Source organism: Bacillus sp. LQ01 (genome assembly GCF_057624735.1).
The window spans coordinates 1,600,518-1,621,170 of record NZ_JBYEZL010000001.1 but is presented as its reverse complement, the minus strand read 5'-3'; the positions used below and the strand labels follow the sequence as shown (position 1 = coordinate 1,621,170).

The 20,653-nt window shown below is 32.8% G+C and carries 14 protein-coding genes; 4 read left to right on the top strand and 10 right to left on the bottom strand.

Annotation, left to right across the window (positions count from 1 at the left end):
- Window positions 1–136 precede the first annotated feature (136 nt).
- The 4 genes from AC22L0_RS08375 to asnB all read right to left on the bottom strand — a co-directional run bounded on the left by AC22L0_RS08375 (window position 137) and on the right by asnB (window position 9,795).
- The gene (locus AC22L0_RS08375) at window positions 137–4,378 is read right to left on the bottom strand and encodes a S8 family serine peptidase (protein WP_487272193.1); all 4,242 of its coding nucleotides are present in this window, start codon (window positions 4,376–4,378) and stop codon (window positions 137–139) included.
- Between the two features lie 403 nt (window positions 4,379–4,781).
- Window positions 4,782–5,423, bottom strand: coding sequence for a response regulator (locus tag AC22L0_RS08370; protein ID WP_000590674.1), 642 nt, complete (start codon window positions 5,421–5,423; stop codon window positions 4,782–4,784).
- Between the two features lies 1 nt (window position 5,424).
- Window positions 5,425–7,257 carry a GAF domain-containing sensor histidine kinase gene (locus AC22L0_RS08365; protein ID WP_087965915.1) on the bottom strand — a complete coding sequence of 611 codons (1,833 nt, stop codon included), beginning with the start codon at window positions 7,255–7,257 and terminating at the stop codon, window positions 5,425–5,427.
- 711 nt (window positions 7,258–7,968) lie between these two features.
- On the bottom strand, window positions 7,969–9,795 hold the full coding sequence (asnB, locus tag AC22L0_RS08360; protein ID WP_000334323.1) for an asparagine synthase (glutamine-hydrolyzing): 1,827 nt from the start codon (window positions 9,793–9,795) through the stop codon (window positions 7,969–7,971).
- Window positions 9,796–10,171: 376 nt separating this feature from the next.
- On the opposite strand from asnB, the gene AC22L0_RS08355 reads away from it, so the two are divergent.
- Window positions 10,172–10,741: a TetR/AcrR family transcriptional regulator gene (locus tag AC22L0_RS08355; protein WP_000593070.1), complete on the top strand. Its 570-nt coding sequence runs from the start codon at window positions 10,172–10,174 to the stop codon at window positions 10,739–10,741.
- A gap of 296 nt (window positions 10,742–11,037) precedes the next feature.
- On the opposite strand, the gene AC22L0_RS08350 is transcribed toward AC22L0_RS08355, so the two are convergent.
- The 3 genes from AC22L0_RS08350 to AC22L0_RS08340 form a co-directional block, all read right to left on the bottom strand.
- Window positions 11,038–11,859 carry a peptidoglycan-N-acetylglucosamine deacetylase gene (locus AC22L0_RS08350; RefSeq protein WP_000694605.1) on the bottom strand — a complete coding sequence of 274 codons (822 nt, stop codon included), beginning with the start codon at window positions 11,857–11,859 and terminating at the stop codon, window positions 11,038–11,040.
- A gap of 46 nt (window positions 11,860–11,905) precedes the next feature.
- On the bottom strand, window positions 11,906–12,409 hold the full coding sequence (locus AC22L0_RS08345) for a DUF3902 family protein (protein WP_000833545.1): 504 nt from the start codon (window positions 12,407–12,409) through the stop codon (window positions 11,906–11,908).
- A 322-nt stretch (window positions 12,410–12,731) separates the two neighbouring features.
- On the bottom strand, window positions 12,732–12,902 hold the full coding sequence (locus AC22L0_RS08340) for a hypothetical protein (RefSeq protein WP_002063312.1): 171 nt from the start codon (window positions 12,900–12,902) through the stop codon (window positions 12,732–12,734).
- Between the two features lie 131 nt (window positions 12,903–13,033).
- Here AC22L0_RS08340 and AC22L0_RS08335 point away from each other — a divergent pair, with 131 nt between their 5' ends.
- On the top strand, window positions 13,034–13,588 hold the full coding sequence (locus AC22L0_RS08335; protein WP_000997924.1) for a helix-turn-helix domain-containing protein: 555 nt from the start codon (window positions 13,034–13,036) through the stop codon (window positions 13,586–13,588).
- Between the two features lie 150 nt (window positions 13,589–13,738).
- Here the strand turns inward: AC22L0_RS08335 and AC22L0_RS08330 are convergent, their stop codons facing one another.
- On the bottom strand, window positions 13,739–15,157 hold the full coding sequence (locus AC22L0_RS08330; RefSeq protein ID WP_487272191.1) for an S-layer homology domain-containing protein: 1,419 nt from the start codon (window positions 15,155–15,157) through the stop codon (window positions 13,739–13,741).
- Window positions 15,158–16,102: 945 nt separating this feature from the next.
- Between AC22L0_RS08330 and AC22L0_RS08325 the strand changes: the two genes are divergently transcribed.
- Window positions 16,103–16,288: a hypothetical protein gene (locus AC22L0_RS08325; RefSeq protein ID WP_001987408.1), complete on the top strand. Its 186-nt coding sequence runs from the start codon at window positions 16,103–16,105 to the stop codon at window positions 16,286–16,288.
- Window positions 16,289–16,654: 366 nt separating this feature from the next.
- Here AC22L0_RS08325 and AC22L0_RS08320 read toward each other — a convergent pair whose 3' ends face one another.
- Window positions 16,655–17,161: a GNAT family N-acetyltransferase gene (locus tag AC22L0_RS08320; RefSeq protein WP_097998732.1), complete on the bottom strand. Its 507-nt coding sequence runs from the start codon at window positions 17,159–17,161 to the stop codon at window positions 16,655–16,657.
- 304 nt (window positions 17,162–17,465) lie between these two features.
- Window positions 17,466–18,113 (bottom strand): lysozyme family protein, encoded by a 648-nt coding sequence (locus AC22L0_RS08315; RefSeq protein WP_000655726.1) that lies wholly within the window; start codon window positions 18,111–18,113, stop codon window positions 17,466–17,468.
- Window positions 18,114–18,608: 495 nt separating this feature from the next.
- Between AC22L0_RS08315 and AC22L0_RS08310 the strand changes: the two genes are divergently transcribed.
- A complete protein-coding gene (locus AC22L0_RS08310; RefSeq protein ID WP_002103105.1) occupies window positions 18,609–19,193 on the top strand; it encodes an erythromycin esterase family protein in 585 nt (194 codons plus the stop codon).
- Window positions 19,194–20,653 lie beyond the last annotated feature (1,460 nt).

Here is a 20,653-nt window from a genome sequence, read left to right as displayed (position 1 = left end):
TCATGTACCCAAACGACTATGACTCTTAAAATGACCGGTAATGTTACCGTAAATCATTACCGGTCATTTGTTAACCAATCCATTTCATTTAATATCCATTGTCTGATGGCTTTATTTACTCTAGAAGTTTGTCCACTTATTTTTTGGGTTCTAAACCGATAGAGCGTAAAATTTTCTCTAACGTCACTGGCCCTACATTTTCTTTCGGTTTCTCGTTTCCTTTAGTATCTGGGCCCTTTTTCAAGAAGTTTTTCTCAATTAAACGAACATCCATTTCATCTACAACACCATCTTGATTTATATCTCCATCTTTTACAGATACTTTTCCTTTTCCATACGATAAAGCTGCTATTCTAGCATCTTGAATATCTACCATTTTATCGCCGTTTACATCACCTGCAAGGTTATCATCCACGTCAGCTCTAAAGTTTTGTCCCACTAATTCTCCATCCTGCATTTTCCCTATTTTTGTTGTTAATTTACTATTTAAATGACCTGGCATTTCTACGAAAATATCATATTCCTTATCGCTTACTGGAACACTATGAATTTCAAATTGTCCGTTATCACCAATCGTTCCTGTATATTTCTTTCCATCCTTGCCAACTGCGTACACTTTTGCTCCTAGTTTTGTATAGTCTTTCTTACCTAAATACCCCTCTTCATTCAAGAAAGCTTCCGGGCCAATATATCCTGTAACCGTTGAATGTTTCGAAACAATAGCAAAAGATTTATCTTTAAACGCAGGAATCTCAATGCCTTCTGATGCACCAACTTTTGTATAAGAGAACTTATCTACTCCAAATGCAGTCAAATCATTAAAGTATTCATCGTTCGTCATCTCGAATGTAACATCTAAAAATGGTTTATCTCCATCTAATCCTTTAAATTCTTTTCCCTCCAATGATGCGCCAACTTTCACCTTGTTTTCCCAAGCTCCTGCTTCACTTATCTTCGGATCTTCTAATTTAAGGTTCAATCCATGTTGTTCTACATATTCCGTAAGTGCTGGATTCGGTTTCACATCTGTAAATTTAAATAGCTGCTTGTAATAAGGAATTTCAAATGTACCTGACATAAGCTGTTTTACATTATTAAGATTCAAAGTTAATGTAATTTTCTCTCCTAATTTGATTTTATCTTTGTCATAACTTGGAACAGCGTATTCTGTCCCTTCTTTTACAAAGACGTAATCTTTATATCCAGTTGCCATATTCCCTGCAGTTGCAAGATCATATCCAAATAATTTTAAATTTAACGGCTCATTTATTTCCTCTGGAAGTACTCCAAATTTAAAATCACCATTTGCTTGAATTGTATTCAACCATCCTGATGGGAAGGCTGAGTTTTGATAATATACAATTTGATTCGCTTTTTGATCATATTGCAAGCCTTTTGCCTTTAATGCATCTACTGTAGAATCATAAATATTACCATGCACCCATAATGCACGCTGGCCGTCTTCTTCTTTAAACATAGAATCATTGACTTCGTGTATACCAGGTTGTACATCCTTAAATTTCATTTCAGGTATTACATTATCAATGATAATGCTATCGCCTTTTGTATAAGATTTTCCTTCTTTATCATATCCAACGAAGTTCAATTCGTAATCTCCATCAGGCAACATAACAGGTTTATCCGCAATTGGATGAGCTGGATCTCCTGTGAATGGAAGTACATACCCTCCCATACCAGAAAACATCATATATTCAACATTCGGTGTTAGACTACTTGCATTAAGTGTACCAACGACTCCTAATGCCTTCCCTGTCGTTCGGTCCTTTACAATTGCATCAATGGTTTCGAGAGGACTATTTAATTTAAATGTCAACGGCGAACTTGGTCTTTCCATAAATGGATGGAATTTAGAAGCATCTGTTGCCATTGCATCTCTCAGTAAATCTACAGACGCAATCCCTTTTTCTGTGAATTTAACTGCAAATGGTACTTGATATACTTCTTTTTCATTGTTTTTATTTGAAATATGAATATAGCCCTCATATCTACCAAATTCAGCGTTTTCTGGAATGGTAATTTCAGGGCTAATTTCCTCTGATGCACCAGGAGCTACTTTAATAGAATCTGGTACGTTTAGCTTCACACCATTCTTCGCTGCATCTTGCACACCTACACTTGTAGGTGAAAATTTCACCTCTAATTTAAACTCTTTCCCATCTGTTTTACTGCTGTTCTTAATTAAAACTTTTCGACTATCTTTAATAGGACCATTTTCAATTTGATTTTTATACCCAAATGCAATAGAACCTGTTTTTTCTTCAATTTCTACTTCTTCATCACCTACAACGTTTGATGTTTTATCAACAACTTCGATTGATGTATCTGCATGAACTGCACGGTATGCATCAATTCGTCCTGAGCCCACCTCAAATACAGAACGCTCTTCTTTTAAGTCAACTGCGGTATTCATGAGTGCTTCTTTTACTTCAAATGGACTATAATTTGGATGTTCTTGTAAAATGAGTGCCGCTACCCCTGTAGTATGAGGAGTTGCCATAGAGGTACCTGACATACGTCCATACCCTATCGGATAATTTTCTCCATCTTTTGGATCATTAATATATTCAGGAACAGTTGAGAAAATAGACACACCTGGTGCTACAATATCTGGCTTAATATCATCTGTCTTAGTTGCAGGACCACGGGAGCTGAAATCAGCTAAGTGATCTCCCTCTGTTTTTATATTACTTAGTTCCCCAAACGCTAACGACACATCTCCTTGTACAGCTTTTGCTTGTAATTTCTCACCATCTACTTTTGTTAAGCGGAACGATGGAATAGATGCAGTACTTTCCCCAAGATAACTTGTAATTTCACCATCTACATTGTTATATACGATTACCGCCTTTGCGCCTGCTTCCTTAGCATGCTTAATTTTCTCATCAAATGTAATCTCACCGCGTTGGATAAGAGCTAATTTTCCTTTTACATCTTTTCCTGTAAAATCATCTGATTTCCCGAGCCCTGCATATACAACTGATACGGATTGACCTTTCAAATCTTCAATCTTATCAGTAAAGCTTTTTCCAAGTAGCATCATCTTATCCACATGTAAATCACCTGCATCGACGGAAAACGTTGGGATTTTCATTGCAGCGTTACTGGCTCCAACTGTAATCGGAAGTGCCGCTGCACTAGGTGATCCAATGGTACCTTCTTCCGGACCACTATTACCTGCTGCTACAACTGTAACAACACCAGCTAACATCGCATTGTTCACTGCGACAGAAGTAGGATATAAAGGATCATTAATAGACGCACCTAGTGATAAATTGATAACATCCATATTGTCTTTCACTGCTTTATCAATCGCAGCAAGAATACCGCTTGTTTGTCCACTTCCATATGGGCCTAATACGCGATATGAATATAAATCTACATCTGGAGCAACACCCTTCACTGCATAATCCACACTATTCTGTTTGTCTGCAGCAATTGTCCCAGCTACATGCGTACCATGGGATGTATAATATGCACTCCCCTCATAAATCTCTGGATATCCTCCAGAATTTTGCCAATCCTTATACGTTGTCTCCATTGGATCAGCATCATTATTAACAAAGTCCCATCCTTTTATGGAGTTCGGATCTATTTTACTTGGATCTTCACCTTGTTTTGCACGATATCCTTTATATGCATCTTTCAAATCCGGGTGGTTGTAATCAATACCTGTGTCCAGTACACCTACCTTAATTCCTTTCCCTGTTATTTTTTCATCATGCAGCTTGTCCACACCAATTTGCGGTACACTATCCGCCATTTTCGGTTCAACAACAGTCTTAGTTGTTTCTTTCGGCAAATCAATTTTAACCTCATGATCTTCCCATACGCGCTTAACGATACCGGTACGAACTAAGTCTTCGATCATATTTGCTGGTAAAGAAATCGCTACACCATTAAAAGCATTCTTATATTCTCTTGTTATTTTTGCAGATTTTACACTTGTCCCTTTCTCTTTATTCTTTTGAAGCTGCTCAAGCTCTGCTTTAAATCCTTTATGTGATGCCTCTACCTTTTGTTCCGCATTTGAAAGAGCTAATTTTTTCCCTTTAGCCGCTTGTTTTAATACCTCTATTTTGCTAGGCGCTTGCTTAAATTCTATAATCACATTCACATTATTAGGACTTGTTGTATTGATACCTGGCGAAATAACAAAACCTGGTTTTGTATCTAACGTTTTTAAGGCATTACGTTGTTCCTTTGTAAGACCTTTTAAGATAGCATTTGCATCATCAATTCCAGTTAAAGTAGATGTATTTACCTCTTCCGCTAATACGTTATATGGAATTCCTTGAGACAATAACATTCCAACTGTTAACGTTCCAATAAGAATCTTTCCAAATTTCCCTCGTTTCATATTACATCTCCCCATTATTAATATTATTTTTTGAAACAAATTGATTCTTAAATTCCCATGTAGCATTGGAAACTCTATTAATCTTAATCTTTTGTATCATGAAAGATTTCCAACACTACTACCATCCCCATACCTCACATAGCTAACCACTCACTTTACTCTTTCTATAAGAGCCCTCCGTCATTTATTTCCAACAAAAGATTTTCACAAAATGAATTATTAACAAGATTAAAATGTAATTCTATTTTTATTATTTCACATTTTGATTATTCTGAAAATTAAACAAAAGGAGTATCTTTTCTCTAAGGATTCTATGCCTACATAGTACAAAAGAACTACCTTGTCCTTTATTCTTTGTAATACAGAATAAAGCGACACGATAGTTCTTTGATAGATTTCTTATTTAATCTAGCGGAACTAATTGATTTCGGACTGCATAAATCACTGCTTGCGATCGACTTTTCACATTTAGCTTTTTAAAAATTTTATTGATGTGAATTTTAACTGTTTTATCACTAATATATAAAACTTCAGCAATTTCTTTATTACTAAGTCCTTTTACTAGTTCAAAGAGAATTTCCTTTTCACGTTCCGTCAGTTCATTTTCATTTGATTCTACTTTCATTTTTTGCTGATGATATGTAATTAATTTTTTAGTCATACGCGGATGAATGACTGAATCGCCTCGATATAACATTCGAATTGCTGCTACTACCTGATCTGATGATGAATCCTTCAATAAATAACCATCAGCACCGGCCTGGAGTGCATCCATTAAATACTCGTCATGTTCATACATTGTAAACACAAGTACACGGCAACTCGGATATTTTTTTTTCACTAACTCTGTAGCTTCAATCCCATTTTTCTCTGGAAGATTAATATCCATCAAAATACAATCTGGTCGGCATTCTTCTACTTTTCCCAATACTCCATCCCCAGAGCTAGCTTCTCCAACCACTTTCATATCAGATTCATCCTCTAGTATGCTCCGAATTGCATCCCGTAAAAAAGCATGATCATCTACTACTAATATTTTAATCATTTTACGCACCCCTTGTTTGTGAATCTGGAATTAACAGTGTAATTTCTGTCCCTTTTCCTACAGAACTATCAATCTGTAAAGTAGCCCCTAATTGGTCAGCTTGTTCATTCATATGTAATATACCATAATGTGGCTCATTCTTCGTTTTAACCATAGACTCAAATAGTGAAAAGCCAACTCCGTTATCCTTAACCCTTAAAAGCACGTGTTCACTTTGATAGCTGAGTAAAACATCAGCCTTTTTTGCCTGTGCATGTTTTACAATGTTTTGCAAACTCTCTTGTAATGTATCAAATATAATTCTTTCTTTTGAAAAACTAAGCGCACGTGCATGACCTCTTTCATGATATGTAATGTCTAGTTCATATTCTTGTCTTAAAGATTTTATTTTACTTGCTATCGCCTGCTTAAGTCCCAATTGTTGTGTCGGATATGGTTTTAAAGCATAAATAGAATAGCGAACTTCTCCTAGGCTTCCTCTTAAATCTTTTATGCTTTTCTCTACTACTTGTTGCATATCTTTTGGTTTATCACGGTATTTTTTCTGCGCGGATTCTAGTTGGAATATCACCCCGGCTAATGTTTGCGCAATACCATCGTGAATTTCTCGAGCAATTCTATTTCTTTCTTCTAAAATCATTCTTTTTTCCTGTTCAGAAATTAATATCCTTGTTTTAACTACGTTAGCTAATTGGTTAGAAAATGTAGCTAACGACTGTACATCTTCTGGAAAGAAGCCCGCATTTCTACTTTTCCCTGCAACAAACATTCCGACTAGTTCATCATTAACAATAAGAGGAAAATATACAAGTGAGCGTATGACACTTTCAAATATTTCATCTCCAGGAGCCGTACCAATTTTCCAATCATTAAATACAAGATTTTTAGAAAGTCCCTCAAACGCATCGTAATTTTCTAAATGATCAGAAATATCAGGGCGAACTTTCCCATCTTTTAATAGAATATTCCAGTTTCCATCATCTTTTGTCCATATTACATATGCTTGTATGCCAAAAAAACCTTTAAGTGCTTGTTTAATATGCTTCAAGTTTCCTCCAGTTAATCCTCGACTAATTTCGGTCGTAATAAGAAATAACTCATATAATCGTTCTTTCTCCATCCTTATCCGTACAGAAAAAGAACTAATAACGGAAGTTGCTACAAGTGGAAAAAAGAAAAACAGCACTGTAACTTCGTTTACTTCCACACTATATGTACTAATTAGTACATGCATCAGTGCCGCATAAGAGAAACCAAAAGTTTCGCAAAGAAATACCGTAATAGTTTTTTTATACCATTGATAAATTGAATATGGCTGCGGAAGAAGTATCATTAACAAATCGTAAAAGCGATTGTTGAAAAAACAAAAAAACATGCAAAATAATAACAAAGATATTAAATTCTCATACAGAACTGACATACCTATCTTATTAATTATTAAGGACATACATTTGTCTGAAAACCATTTGGCAAAGATCAAACTAAGTGCATGTTGAGTACTATTAAATAACATTCTTTGTATCGGTGAACGACGATGCAGGTGAATAATTAGCGTCACAAGTACAATAGCAACAATAGTTATATGGATTCCAAACTGCCAACTCATAGCGTAAATTATCGGAAAGGTAAGCGAACTAGTTCCTCTCCAAAATCTTACAGGAAAATACTCTGCAATCCCCATAAAAAGTAACAACAATATTAGTATTGTTAGATGAGAAGGGATTTTAATTTCAAGTAAAGATATAGTTATAGTAACCAAACCAAGAAAAGAAATAAAATAAAGATAAAAACTAGCAATCTTTTCTCTCATAAAGATAGAATTTACATCTTTCAAAACAACCCCTTCTTTCCCTATAAAAACTTCATTTTCTCTATTATCCAACAAAAAACCGGCACTGGCAAAATGGAAGAACATCCACTAGCCAATCACCGGCTGTGTACTACACCTAAAAAGGCAAGACACAATACTAGTATATATCAGTTTGTGAAGTTTACCCATTAGTCAAATGGTGTAATTGTACATACTTTTAGACTTAGGTCTACTAGTACAAAAGATGTATACGCAATTTAAATTTTGATTCACTAAAAAAATTCTAAGAAAAATAGGAAGGCAATCGTAGTAAATACTTATCTATATTAATTTCATCTAAATCTTTAGGTTATGTATGTGTCAAATACTCCCCATCTAATATTTACAAATAACCCATGAGATAATCTCCTTATATACTATATATGAAGTTTATCACTTAATATTTATTGAAGAAAAGGCGATGCATACAATAATCAAATCTAATTAACATATTATTTAATTATCGGTAGCGAGATTCAAGAGACTCCCTATTCTCAGGAAGGAACCTCCAATTCATATTATTACCCCTATTTCTATGTTTCTTATTTGATTCTAATTAACTAACTGATTAGGGTTATTGCAAATCAAAATAATAAAACCACATCTCCAATTATTAGATAACTATCTAATACATTGGAGGTGCGGTTCACTTAGGTCATTGATGTTTCAGCTATTCTCTTTATTTGAAAATTACATCTACCATATTAATTTAATATTATATTCCTCTAGCCAACTATTAACTTGAAGTAAATAATCTATTATACCTCGTGCATCATTACCTGAAATTACTTCGTCTTTTCCTTCTGCAATAGCACGAACTCTTTCTACATTAATTAATGGCAAAATAGGTGATTCAGGATTGTTCAACACATGTAACATCCAATCACTAATACCTTGTAGATAAGAGGCATCCTTAGTGCTTGGATATGCACTTTTTTTGCGATAACGTACATCCTCTGGAAGTACATTTTCAAAAGCTCTACGTAAAATACCTTTTTCAATATTGTCTATGCTTTTCATTTCGAATGGGACATTCCATAGGTATTCTACAAGCCGGTAATCGCAAAATGGAACTCGTACTTCAAAGCCATTCATCATACTTGTGCGATCTTTTCGTTCTAGCATAAATGGCAAGAAACGTGTAATAAACATGTAAGACATTTGACGTTGCTTCATTTGCAAATCACTTTCACCTTCTAAAAAGGGAACCTCAGCAACTGCATCTTCAAATTTTTGTTTTTGATATTTTTCAGGGCTAATCTTCGCTTTAAAATCATCTGATAAAATTTCTGTACTATACCATAAATTAACACTCCAAGGGAATATCTCTGCATCTAGAAACTTCTCTTGATGGAACCATGGATATCCTGAGAATACTTCATCTGCGGATTCGCCTGAAAGTGCAACTGTTGCGTCTTTTTTCATTTCCTTAAATAGCAAATAAAGAGACGTTTCCAGTTCTCCAACTCCAGGTAGATCACGCGCTCGCATTGGAGTTAATAAATACTCTATTAAACTATCTGATCCTAACTCTATAGAATGATGCTTTGTTCCTACATATTCAGCCACACGTTTCACCCAAGGTTCATCACGATCAAAACGAAGGAAGTCTTGCTCAAAGTCTTTTTCATCATTGATGAAATTCAGGGAATATGTATGAAGGCGTTCCCCTTTATTCCCAAATTCATTTCCTGCTAAACCTGTTAAACCACTGGAATCTAAACCTCCGGAAAGCATAGATACCACTGGTTTATCAGCAATTAACTGCCGTTTAACCGTATCTTGTAAAATGGAGCGGATTGTCTCGACTGTTGTATCAATATCATCTACATGTTTTTTACTTTCAAGTTTCCAATACTGTGTCGTAGTCGAGCCATTAGAGGTAAACGTCATATAATGGCCAGCACGCACTTCATGTATATCCTTGAAAATAGCATGACCAGGAGTACGTGTTGGTCCAAGGCAGAATATTTCAGAAAGTCCTTCTTTATCTACCTCTGCATCTACAAATGGATGCGAAAGTAAAACTTTTAACTCTGAACCAAAAAGAATTGCGCTTCCCCTTTGAGCAAAAAATAAAGGCTTCACACCTAGATGATCACGACCAAGCATCAATTTCCCAAATCTTTCATCCCAAATACCAAAAGCAAAAATCCCATTTAGATGTTGAACACAATCTTCTTGCCATTCTAAGTAAGCATGTAGTAATACCTCTGTATCCGACTTGGTCTGAAATTTATGACCTTTCTCCTCAAGTTCTTTACGTAATTCTTGATAGTTATAAATTTCTCCATTGAACGTAAGGCCAATCATATCATTTCCATCTTTATAGAGCATAGGTTGAAGGCCACCTTCAGGATCAATGACGATGAGACGTCGATGACCTAATGCCGCTCGTTTTGAAAACCAATGCCCCTCTGCGTCAGGTCCTCGGTGAATGATAGCATCTGTCATTTTTTTTAACGTTTCTTGTTCATTAGACAGGTCTTTAGACCAGTCTATCCACCCTACAATTCCACACATAGTGTCTACCTTCTCTCAAATAGTATAGAAACCGACTAAAATTGAATATCAGTCGGTTTTCCGTAAAAAAATCCGACTAAAAACATCTTTTAGTCATGTTTATATAATAAAATGAATTGAATAAAAAATCAAATAATTCAATCAAGAAAGAAATCATCGTCCGATTAAAAAATTATTACCTTAAACTTTCATTTTTATCTTAAGTGATACAGTTGCATTCTATTATAGTTATATACTAGAAATAAGAATGGTGTATGTTATTCTATAAGAAGCAAATAGAGGACTTTCTATTAGGAGTTACAAAATTACAAATGAACTAATACAGAATGTAAAGATAGAAAACTTCGCTAAATATTTCAAGGATAGGGTGTAGACAATGATCAAATTAGAAAAAGAAAATAAAAAAATGAAAATCATTCAATCTGCCACAATACTGTTCTCTACGCGTGGTGTCCGTAACACAACGGTTGATGAAATTGCAAAGACAGCTAAAGTTGGTAAAGGTACTATTTATTATTACTATACAGATAAAACTGAAATATTATGTGACTGCTATATGCGTCATATTCAGCTCAAACGCTCACAATTATTTAATTTATATAAAGAAGAAAAAGATGTTTTACTTCGAATACAAAAAATTCTTCATTATATCAGCCTAGAATATCATCAAGATCCGTTTGTTTCTACACTCTTTCAAGAATATAAAGAGTACCATTCACCTGAAATTACAACTTGTTTTAAACAATCTGAAGAAGAAGCAATTAACATGATAAGTAATTTGCTCGAAAAAGGTTATCAGCAAGGAGCTTTGCATAAGGTACCATTACCGCTTACAGCTTTTATGTTAGTACGAATGATTTTTAACTACGAACAGGATTATATAAAAAATGATAAAAGTGATACAGAATTTCTGCAGTTGCTAAAACATATGCTTCTTAAAAACTAGTTTTAACAAAAAAAAATAATTGTGGTACAAATATATGAAGAAGAACGTGAATAATGAATGGTTTAATAAACTCTTTTCATTCTGGCCAAACATACGAAATATCCAACGCTTATGTAGAAATGAATGAAAAAATCATATAAATTTTTCTAAAATTAGAAAGCCTATACTTAAATCTACAATAAAATAGTTCAGTAAAAAGAGCGTGTTTTCATCTATCTAAACACGCTCTTACAAATATTTAAACCCTATATGAATTGCTTATTCCATTCTGATTTTCTTTTAACTAATATATCTCTTTATATACGATTATCATGCCAAAAGTTTATTGGAAAATGATTGTTCTCATCATAAGCTTCAAATTCGTACCCTTTTTCTTTTAACCCTTTTATAATTGCTGGAACTGCCGCGACAGATTGTGGATGAATATCGTGCATTAAAACAATTTCCTTTGAAGACGTCGCACCTGCTAAGACATTTTGAACAATCTTTGCAGCTGCTACATCAACGGGTAATTTATTGTATTTCCAATCTAAAGAATCAATTGTCCAATCCCATACTTTCAAATTATTTCCTACCACTTCATTTCGAAGTGATTCATTTAAGCCAGGCATTGATCCATATGGTGGACGTGTTAATTTCGGTGTGTATCCAATAACGTTTCTAATTAAAGATTGATCTTCTTTCATTTCCTTCACATATTCCTGATTGGTGTATAGCTTTTTAAAATCATGTGTCATACTATGCATGCCCACATAATTGTTTTCTACATGCTCTCGTTTCACTAAATCTGGGAACCTTTTCACATTATCGCCAATTAAAAAGAATGTTGCTTTCACATCATTTTTCTTTAGTACATCTAATAGATTAGCTGTATATTTTCCAGGTCCATCATCAAAAGTTAAATATGCAACTTTTCTTTCTTTACCATCAAAACGATTAGGTATCAATTTTTTTAATTCATTTTTAGGTAGACTGCTCACTTGCTGAACACTATTTGCCTCTTCCGCATTTACCAGCTTAGGATTCGTAATAGATTGAAACACGTAATACCCTATTGCTACTAAAGTAATAGCCAACAATACACTTATAATTCTCTTTTTCTTAAGCTTAATTTTCATATTATAATCTTCTTTCTATCTTAATAATAATCTGTATAGGTGAAAATTAGTGCCCTGCACTAGCGTTCATGGCATTTCCTATAATAGTCAGAACTACTGGAAATAATACTGGTCCTAAGGTAAGGACAATGTTTAAAATTATAATAAAACTATATAGTAAGCTATAATTTTTACTATTACGGTTTTCAAATACTAGGATGACTAATGTTATTATAGTAATTAAATGTAGTAATAAAATTATCAACCAATAATACATCATTATAGTAAGATTCCACTTTCCTAATAGTTGGTATGTTACCCCTATTATTATCCCTAATATAGTAGCATTAAAGGAAATAAACAAAGTTCTTTTTAGTATTTTAGGAAATGTTTTGTGATCCACAGTTTTATTATATAAACCGATTAAAATGCCCAAAGATAGATATGCCAGTAATAGCCCTACCCAATTCCAGATCCAATCTTGATCCCCCATTAAATTAAACAAAAGCGCAATGATCCCTCCTACTGCAAGAATCGAAGAGATCATAATACTATTTAAAGCTGATTTCATACTATTTTCACTTCCTTAAAAATTTTACAATACAGCATTGAAGTCTACTCTTAAGTTGTCCTTTACTTATTAGATTCCTTTTCATTAAAAATCTTGTATGGAAATCCCATCATATAATCCGGTCATCATACCTAATAGCATATACGGAGAATGGGTAGGCCCAGCAAAAATTACATGTACATGATCACATACCATAATTTTTAAACTGAATGAAACTCCACCAAATCCTATTCCACATGGTAGATATACAAATAGAGGATGCCATTCACCAACTTTTATTTGTATATCAATTATTCAGACGAGTATCAGCTACTGCATAACCTTAAAATAAATGCTTTGATTTTTCATCATCAATCAAATAGCACATTTGATTCTTATTAACTTGTATTCTTCCTTCTTCTACTGCTTTACTATAGCCCGCTGTATATTTAAAAATAGTAACCCCTTTGTTTCTAATTAAATCTTTTTCCCATTTTTTCGCAGCTGCTGCCATATGTACATATGATGTTTTAAAATTAATAATAATTTATTATAATTAAGTATATATTAACAATATATTAAGTATAAGTAAATAAAATTAATAATAATTTAATTTTATTTACTTATTTAAAGGGGATTACATATATGAACGATATTAATGTTGGTCACAAAATTAGGGCATTTAGAAAAGGGGCCGGATTAACCAGTAAACGTTTAGCAGAGTTAGCTGATATAACACCTTCCATGTTAAGTCAGATTGAAAAAGGAATCACAAATCCTTCATTACAAACACTAAAATTAATTTCTGTAGCACTAAATATTCCATTGTTTAACTTTTTCTTAGAGGATACCAATACAGAAGAATTAGTTGTAAGAGCTAACCAAAGGAAAAAAATAACTTTTCCTGAAAGCGGCAATGTTTCATATGAGTTATTATCTCCTAATTTAGATGGAGCACTAGAATTGGCTTTAATGAATCTGTTCCCTGAAACTGCTTCATCTATGGAGCCTGTGGCACATAAAGGGGAAGAAATAGCATTTATTATGGAGGGACAAGTAAAACTATATCTAAATGATGAGGTTTTACTTCTCAATACAGGTGATAGTGTTAAAATCCCACCTTATACAAAGCATAAATGGGAAAACACTTCTTTAAACAAAGTCACTGTTATATTTGGGGTAACTCCACCATCTTTTTAATTTCAAATACTAGCGAAGAAAAGTTAGAGAAAATAATTCTCTAACTTTTCTTGTATACTTAATTTTATTTTAAGAAATTAAAAAACTTGTCTCCCAATTATATGAGATTAAAATCTAAACGATTAAAACTAATGAAATAGATCTTTTTAATTACATACTTAATTTATTTTTTAATGTCCAATATTTTTCTCCATTAGCTTCAAAAGAGAATTCTACCCATCCATTTGGATCTTCACGATAAATAAAGATGGTTGTTCCAGGGGTTACTGTACCAACTTTATTCTCCTCGACAGCTACATCTGGTCTACTTTTAATTTTTAAATTAAATGGATAAGGTACCTGGTAGTAAGCAGCTGATGATACAACATTTGAGCTTGAACCGTCTGCATACATTTTATATGGAATTTCATTCGATAACGCGTCGACATCTAATGTTTCAGGATTCTTTGGTAATTTTTTTGCATATGTATAGTCTTCTACATGAAACGGTTTAATACGTTCCATAATACCCGCAATTTTCTTAGCCCAGCCTTTATCTGATGCATATTTCACATTCATGCCAGTTAATGTTGGGCCGTTATAATACATACCACTTTCTTCTAAATATCTTTCTCGTACATAATTAGCGTTATAAGCAATGCTATCCCCGTAGCTTGGTAAATATTTTGCATATTTAAACGGATCTCCATCATATGCACGTAGACCGAATAGATTATGTTTTTGATATGCGATTTCTGATTTTCCGTATCCAGATTCTAAAATCGCATGCGCTGCTAAATAATGAGCACTCACGCCATATTGATTTTGCGCATTGATAAAATCTTGCCCATGTCCAACTAAAGGACTATCCGAGTGATATTTCGCAATAAAACTATCAATCTCTTGAGCTGTAATTTTCGAAGCCACTGTTAAATTTAAATCTTCATATGAGGTAGCAGTAATAACCTCTTTTTCATCGTTTAAATTTTGTTGTAACATATCTGTTTTTGCAGTAAGTTGAGCAGCTTCAGCACGTGTTATAAATCTATTTGGTTGCCAACCGTTCTCGGTACCATTAGAGATTTTTAAATCTATTAAAATATTGGCATATTTTTCTCCCCAATGCCCTTTTAAATCTTCAAATCTAACCTGATCATTATGATTTGGTGTGCTTTGTAGTTTATATGCATTTACTAGCATCGTAGCCATAGCAGCGCGAGTTACTTTTCCGGATGGATTGAAGATTCCATTACCTTCACCTTTAACAATCCCAGCTTTTTCAGCAGCAGCAATATAAGGAGTAGCCCAGTGGTTTTGTGAATCTGTAAAAGATGGTTTTGCATTAGGATCAATTTGTATACCTAAAACTTTTGTTATAATTTTTGTAGCCGAAGCTCTGTCTAATGAGTCATTTGAACCAAAAGTTCCATCTGGATAACCATTTAATACCTGTTTATCAACTAAATAATTAACGGATTTATCAGCCCATGTAGGAACATCAGGGAATTTATGAGTATCTGCTAAAATATTAGAAGAATAGGATAATATAGCTCCTGCAAGGATACCTGTTGCAATTAATTTGTGCTTCATTAAAATAAACACCTCTACCATTGTATTTATCAAATTGAGATTTTCTATTTTTATATTTACATGTTTGTCATAATAATGAAATCGTATTAACACGCATCCAATTTGATGTAACGAGTATAGTTACTTATATACACAAGTGTCAATGAATTTATTTTACAAAAATGAATAATTTTTACATTATTTTGTAATTGAATTATGTATAAATTTTGTAAAGGACCTTTTGATAGATTTTACCTGAATAAATCTCTTTAGTTGTTAATTTGCCAATCTTTTTTGTTTACTATTAATTAATTAAAAAAAGAATTTTTTTGTTTAAGAGCTACTTTAAAATCTTAAGTTGATGGATGTGTGAATGTACCGCTACTAAAATTCTTGCTTTTAAATCATTATTACTGTATTATATTTACGTATCAATATAAGGATTATATTATATAAAAAGGAATCAAATCTATAAGTAAGATTTAAATCCTTTTCGAAATCAAAAAGACTTTGTCAAAATCTAATATAATTTATGCTTGTCTTTTTAATATGTATCTAGTAAAAACATATTTTTTATCCATAGAATTCTGTTTTCAATGCTAGGAATTAGTGTTCTAAACAAGAAACCGTACAAAGTGATCTGAAAAACCTGAGAGATATTGTATGTAGTTTGCTCATCTCCAGGTACTACAATAAAAGAGCCTTACCTTTCTAGGCAAGACTCTACTAGTTTAGTTGTATACTATTTACATGATAACTAAGAAACAGAAAACATATAACACCAAATAACAGCACCCTATTACTCCTCCTACAGCTAATACCTGTTTAACCCAACTCTTAAATTTTTGATTACTGTAAATCGCTTGCACTCTTTCCATATTTCCTCCTATTAAGCAGAACCCTTAAAGACTCTCACCTCGCTATAGTACCATTAAAAAATGAATAATAGAGATCTAATGTATAAATATGCAATATTGCATACGAAAATGTATTGTTATAATTGTAAGCGCTTACTATAATAAGGTTATAAAGATTTATTACATCTTAATACGAAAAAGAGGAGAGAATAATATGGAAATCGCAATGGCAGTTTTAAAATTTATAGGTGGAGCAATCCCATTAATTCAAGAACTACTAAAAGCATTTATGTAAATTCACTATTTAGCAATTATTTATAAAAATTATTATACAAATGATCTATATATAAAAAATGAATTGGTTTACAGATCATTTGCGTGATCAAGGTCCCTTTAACATGACTAAGGGGCCTTTTTAAAATTTTTAAATAATTAAGGTTACGTCACATCACGATCAAGTTAGCAAAATAAAATGAAACTTTAACTTGATGGTGATGGGGTAACAGTTGTGATTTAGAGATAAGATCAGATTATACAAAGTTTTGCACGTCAGCGATACTGAAAATAAACTTCGCCTTTAGTAGCAAGAATCCCCAATAAAGATAGTCAACTTGCCTATTTAGGAATAAGAGTGTCAATTTAAATGATGCATTCTGAAACACTACTCTTCTTCTAAAATAGCGTAATAATATTCATCCCACCATTCATTCCCATGTGGTATACACTTCCTGAAATAGCCTTCTCTTCTCATTCCAATCTTCTCCATTATTCGATATGATGGGGTATTTTGTGGTTGACATGTAGCTATAATCCTATGTAATTTCATTTCCTTAAAGCCATATTCCAATGTAGCTTGTGCTGCTTCAGAAGCATATCCTTTATTGAAATATTTAGGATTGAACACCCAACCAATCTCATATGTATGCTCACCAAAATATTTATGAAAAACTATATGACCAATCAGAATATCTTTATCAATTAATACTACAGGAAAGTTCTTAGCGTTTTCACCAATGTTTTCATTCACAAAGTTTCTTGTATTTTCTTCAGTAAAAACCCCTTCAGGTATGTATTTCATAACATTGATATCTGATGTATACTCATGAACAGCTTGCCAATCTTTGAACTCAAATTTCCGTATTAATAACCTTTCTGTTTTTATAAACATTTACTTTTCCCCCTCAAAAAATTACAAGTATATTTGAAATCCACATTTAACCCTTAAAACAAAAAAACTTGTAGGAATCTCTACAAGTTCTTTTTAGTTTAAGGCGAATATAAGGACCAAACAAACTATCTTACAGATTGACCGTAGAAACTTCAAGGGTAATGCTTTGACAAATATATTATATAACAAATATTAACATCTACAGAATTTATTTTTGAAAATTATGTGAATTAAGAAATAAAATAGTTTTTTCTTAGATATTATTGTTAATGACTGACGGTATCATTATATTTCATTCTGCAACTTATTTAGAAGAGCTATGTACATTTCGAAGAAGTTCTTCAATAAGTTTTGTTTTTCCATTTACCTTTGTGGCATATGTGAAATCACCATAACAATATGGATACCTAAAATTATTTTTATTTCCACCACAAGTATACATTGCTGGATTTTGATCAACTTTCATCTTAGAAAATTTTTTGGCCGAATCCTCCGAGTGTTGTTTAACTTCTTGACTAGCAATAAAATCAATATACCCTGGCCCCATATTATAGCTTTGAATAATTGTATCCATGCTAACATCTTTTTCCGTTCCATACTTGTACATTTTAACAAAGTGCTTTACCCCTTGTTTAATGCTCAAGCTTGTCTCTTGAATTTCATTTGGCTTTAATCCAAGTGATTCGGATGACTGCATAGGGTCGTTTCCCTCACCTCTACTCTCTTGGTACATAATTCCTAATAAAACTGCTGTTTTCTCTCCTAAATTATATTTTTCTAATTCTTTTTTCAAGGTAGATTCATATTGCAATACACGTTTTTCGGTGGCTAGCGCTTTATTTTGTTGAATATTGGTTTTATGATTAAAATATAGCATTCCAAGTATTGTTCCTAAGCCTAAAATACTAATAAGGAACACTTTTATAATTTGTTTTTTACTTGTATCCTTCATATATTCCTCCTCGTATAAGAAATGCAATTTTTCAAAGGTAATTGGTTATATATAAACTATGTAATGAACATCTATCTCCCACCCTTTTAGACTCATACATCAATACTTTAAGGTTTCAAGTTTAATATAAAAATTTAAAGATAAGGTAAAGATAAGATAAAGATAAAATAAAGGGTATTTTTTAGCGTACTTTAAAAGATATTGCTACAAAGGGATATATGGGACAACTTGTTGATATGAATGGATTTAGTGATAATTGAAAGGTTATTGTACAAGTTATTAATTATGGAGACATCATTCCAGAAGATTTAATCCATCTTTTCAATATGCTTTATATAAAAACCACAACATAACATATAATAAAAAACGGCGAACCCTCCACCTAGGAGAATCCACCATCACAAATAACTGATTATTTCACACCTAGTTTTTTTGCTTTCTTAGGGATCCCGTCTTCCAGCACTTCCTCCCAAGCTGTTACACCTTGAATATGATGTGATTGCATTTGAAACAGGGCTTTTGGAAGCAGCAGCTGTTCAGCAAAATTTTGATAACTCAACCGCTACAGAAGCGATGAAACAATCCTTATACTCTGTATGGAAAACTGAGGAACTTGAACAATTATTTACCTATATGAAAGAACAAAAAGAAAAAGGAAAGCCACTCACATTAGCTGGTTTTGATATGAATTTGTTTTATAAATCTTCATTCCGCTCTTATGCAAAAGAATGGTTGCAAAAAGTAAATCCTGAAGTAAAGAGTGAATTTGATACAGCAGTGTCAGAGTTGATTGAACTGGATAGGTATTACAATAAAAATAAAACATATCCCTATGATCGGTTTAAAATGGAGATACAGCCCGTAATTAACAAGTTTGAAAAGGTTAGAATGTTTATTCAGAATCATAAATCTGAATTGATTCAAGTTACACCACATCCTACGTATGATGTGAAAGTCAGAGGTGGCATCTCCTCACCTAACCTGACAGACTATTCTTTTTATATCCGAGATCAAAAAATGGCACAAAACTTCGCATGGCTAATTGAAATGCAGTATGGAAACAAACTGGCCCCCTTTTAACAAGTAATAATTTGTTCTGCACCCATGTTGATAATTCTTCTGGTAATCGGAATGTAACGGAACCATGTTGCTCTTTTATAATGACATAGGGATTGCGGAATTCTTCTTGAATGCCGATTCCAATCACTTGATACAATTTCCTGCACTGACTCGGAAACAATATATTTGGAATGTCTAATGATTCAATTTCATGAAAAGAATGACGGAATCTCACATCCATTGCAAATACCATCACACCAACTCCCAGCTATACGTAAAACACAATTAGTATACCGATGAGATCTATGTTACGTGCAGAAATCCCCGTTTTCTCCCCAGACTTATCTACAAGAATAAAAAAGGAAACACAAGATATGTTCCCTTTTCACTATTTGTTTTCTACACTTTTAATTCCAATATTTCTAGATGCTGAATAGATCCGCCCCCTGGCAGGTAGACATCTTCCTCCTTCAGCAGGGATACGGAACTTTCCGTTTCTACTAGTGATGGAAGATTGCGCACGCCAAATAATAATACTTTTCCCCTATTGCCCAAATGACGTGGGGTATGCATGGAAATCGTAAGGTTGTTTATGCATGTAATTGTTCCTGTTCTTAAACATTTTCGGGTATCTATTTTTATTATGTTTTGCTTTTGTAGTATTTCTTATTTTTATTGTTTGATTGTTATGACTGGCACTTGCTCGTTTTCGGAAATTTCACTGTAACCATAATAAAGCAGAAAAAACAATAAAATAATTGTCCAAATAAATATAAACACTTTATAACTATACTTCATATGAAAAACCTCATTTTCCCTATATAAGTGAATGTACATACACCTTATAAATCCTATTACATAAATTATTGGATATTGCAGTAGTAGAGAATCATTAAGTATTAGAAATTTTTATTCATAAACACATCCAAGAAATCTTCAAAAAATATCATCTAGACATTTTAACATTTCATAAAAATGCACAGATAATATTTTTACGTTTAGCTAAGTAATGCTTATTATGTAATAAATCCTTATCTCTATTTCACCTTAATGTTTATATGTACAAGAGTCAGTGTAGCAACTAGGCTGTACTTTAAATATGTACTCAATTGTGTGTGGGAAAGGAAGCACATTCTATTTAAAGTTGTTACTTTGAACCCTTTAATTAGTTGGTAGTCTTCTTCATTCAGACAGAAAGGAAATTTAAAGTGTGCACGTATTTTCAACTCAGACTCTTTACTACACACACTCCTATACACATAAAACATCTATACCTTTCGTAACATTAAGGAAACAAAAGGAAATGATATAGAAATAATTATAACATTTTGCAACAAACTTGTAACACAAATGTAACACAATACATTTAATCGTACAATACTTTTTTAGCTAATTATCAACAAAGCATTGTTAATATCGTTCAAATTTAATAATGTTCCCATAAAGTAATACATATTGTTTGTGAAGTGTTTTTTCAAAAT

Coding starts and splice junctions, on each gene's coding strand:
- AC22L0_RS08375 (WP_487272193.1), bottom strand. CDS start 4,378: ATGAAACGAGGGAAATTTGGAAAGATTCTTATTGGAACGTTAACAGTT.
- AC22L0_RS08370 (WP_000590674.1), bottom strand. CDS start 5,423: ATGATTAAAATATTAGTAGTAGATGATCATGCTTTTTTACGGGATGCA.
- asnB (WP_000334323.1), bottom strand. CDS start 9,795: ATGTGTGGAATTGTAGGGTGGATAGACTGGTCTAAAGACCTGTCTAAT.
- AC22L0_RS08355 (WP_000593070.1), top strand. CDS start 10,172: ATGATCAAATTAGAAAAAGAAAATAAAAAAATGAAAATCATTCAATCT.
- AC22L0_RS08350 (WP_000694605.1), bottom strand. CDS start 11,859: ATGAAAATTAAGCTTAAGAAAAAGAGAATTATAAGTGTATTGTTGGCT.
- AC22L0_RS08345 (WP_000833545.1), bottom strand. CDS start 12,409: ATGAAATCAGCTTTAAATAGTATTATGATCTCTTCGATTCTTGCAGTA.
- AC22L0_RS08340 (WP_002063312.1), bottom strand. CDS start 12,902: ATGGCAGCAGCTGCGAAAAAATGGGAAAAAGATTTAATTAGAAACAAA.
- AC22L0_RS08335 (WP_000997924.1), top strand. CDS start 13,034: ATGAACGATATTAATGTTGGTCACAAAATTAGGGCATTTAGAAAAGGG.
- AC22L0_RS08330 (WP_487272191.1), bottom strand. CDS start 15,157: ATGAAGCACAAATTAATTGCAACAGGTATCCTTGCAGGAGCTATATTA.
- AC22L0_RS08325 (WP_001987408.1), top strand. CDS start 16,103: ATGCAATATTGCATACGAAAATGTATTGTTATAATTGTAAGCGCTTAC.
- AC22L0_RS08320 (WP_097998732.1), bottom strand. CDS start 17,161: ATGTTTATAAAAACAGAAAGGTTATTAATACGGAAATTTGAGTTCAAA.
- AC22L0_RS08315 (WP_000655726.1), bottom strand. CDS start 18,113: ATGAAGGATACAAGTAAAAAACAAATTATAAAAGTGTTCCTTATTAGT.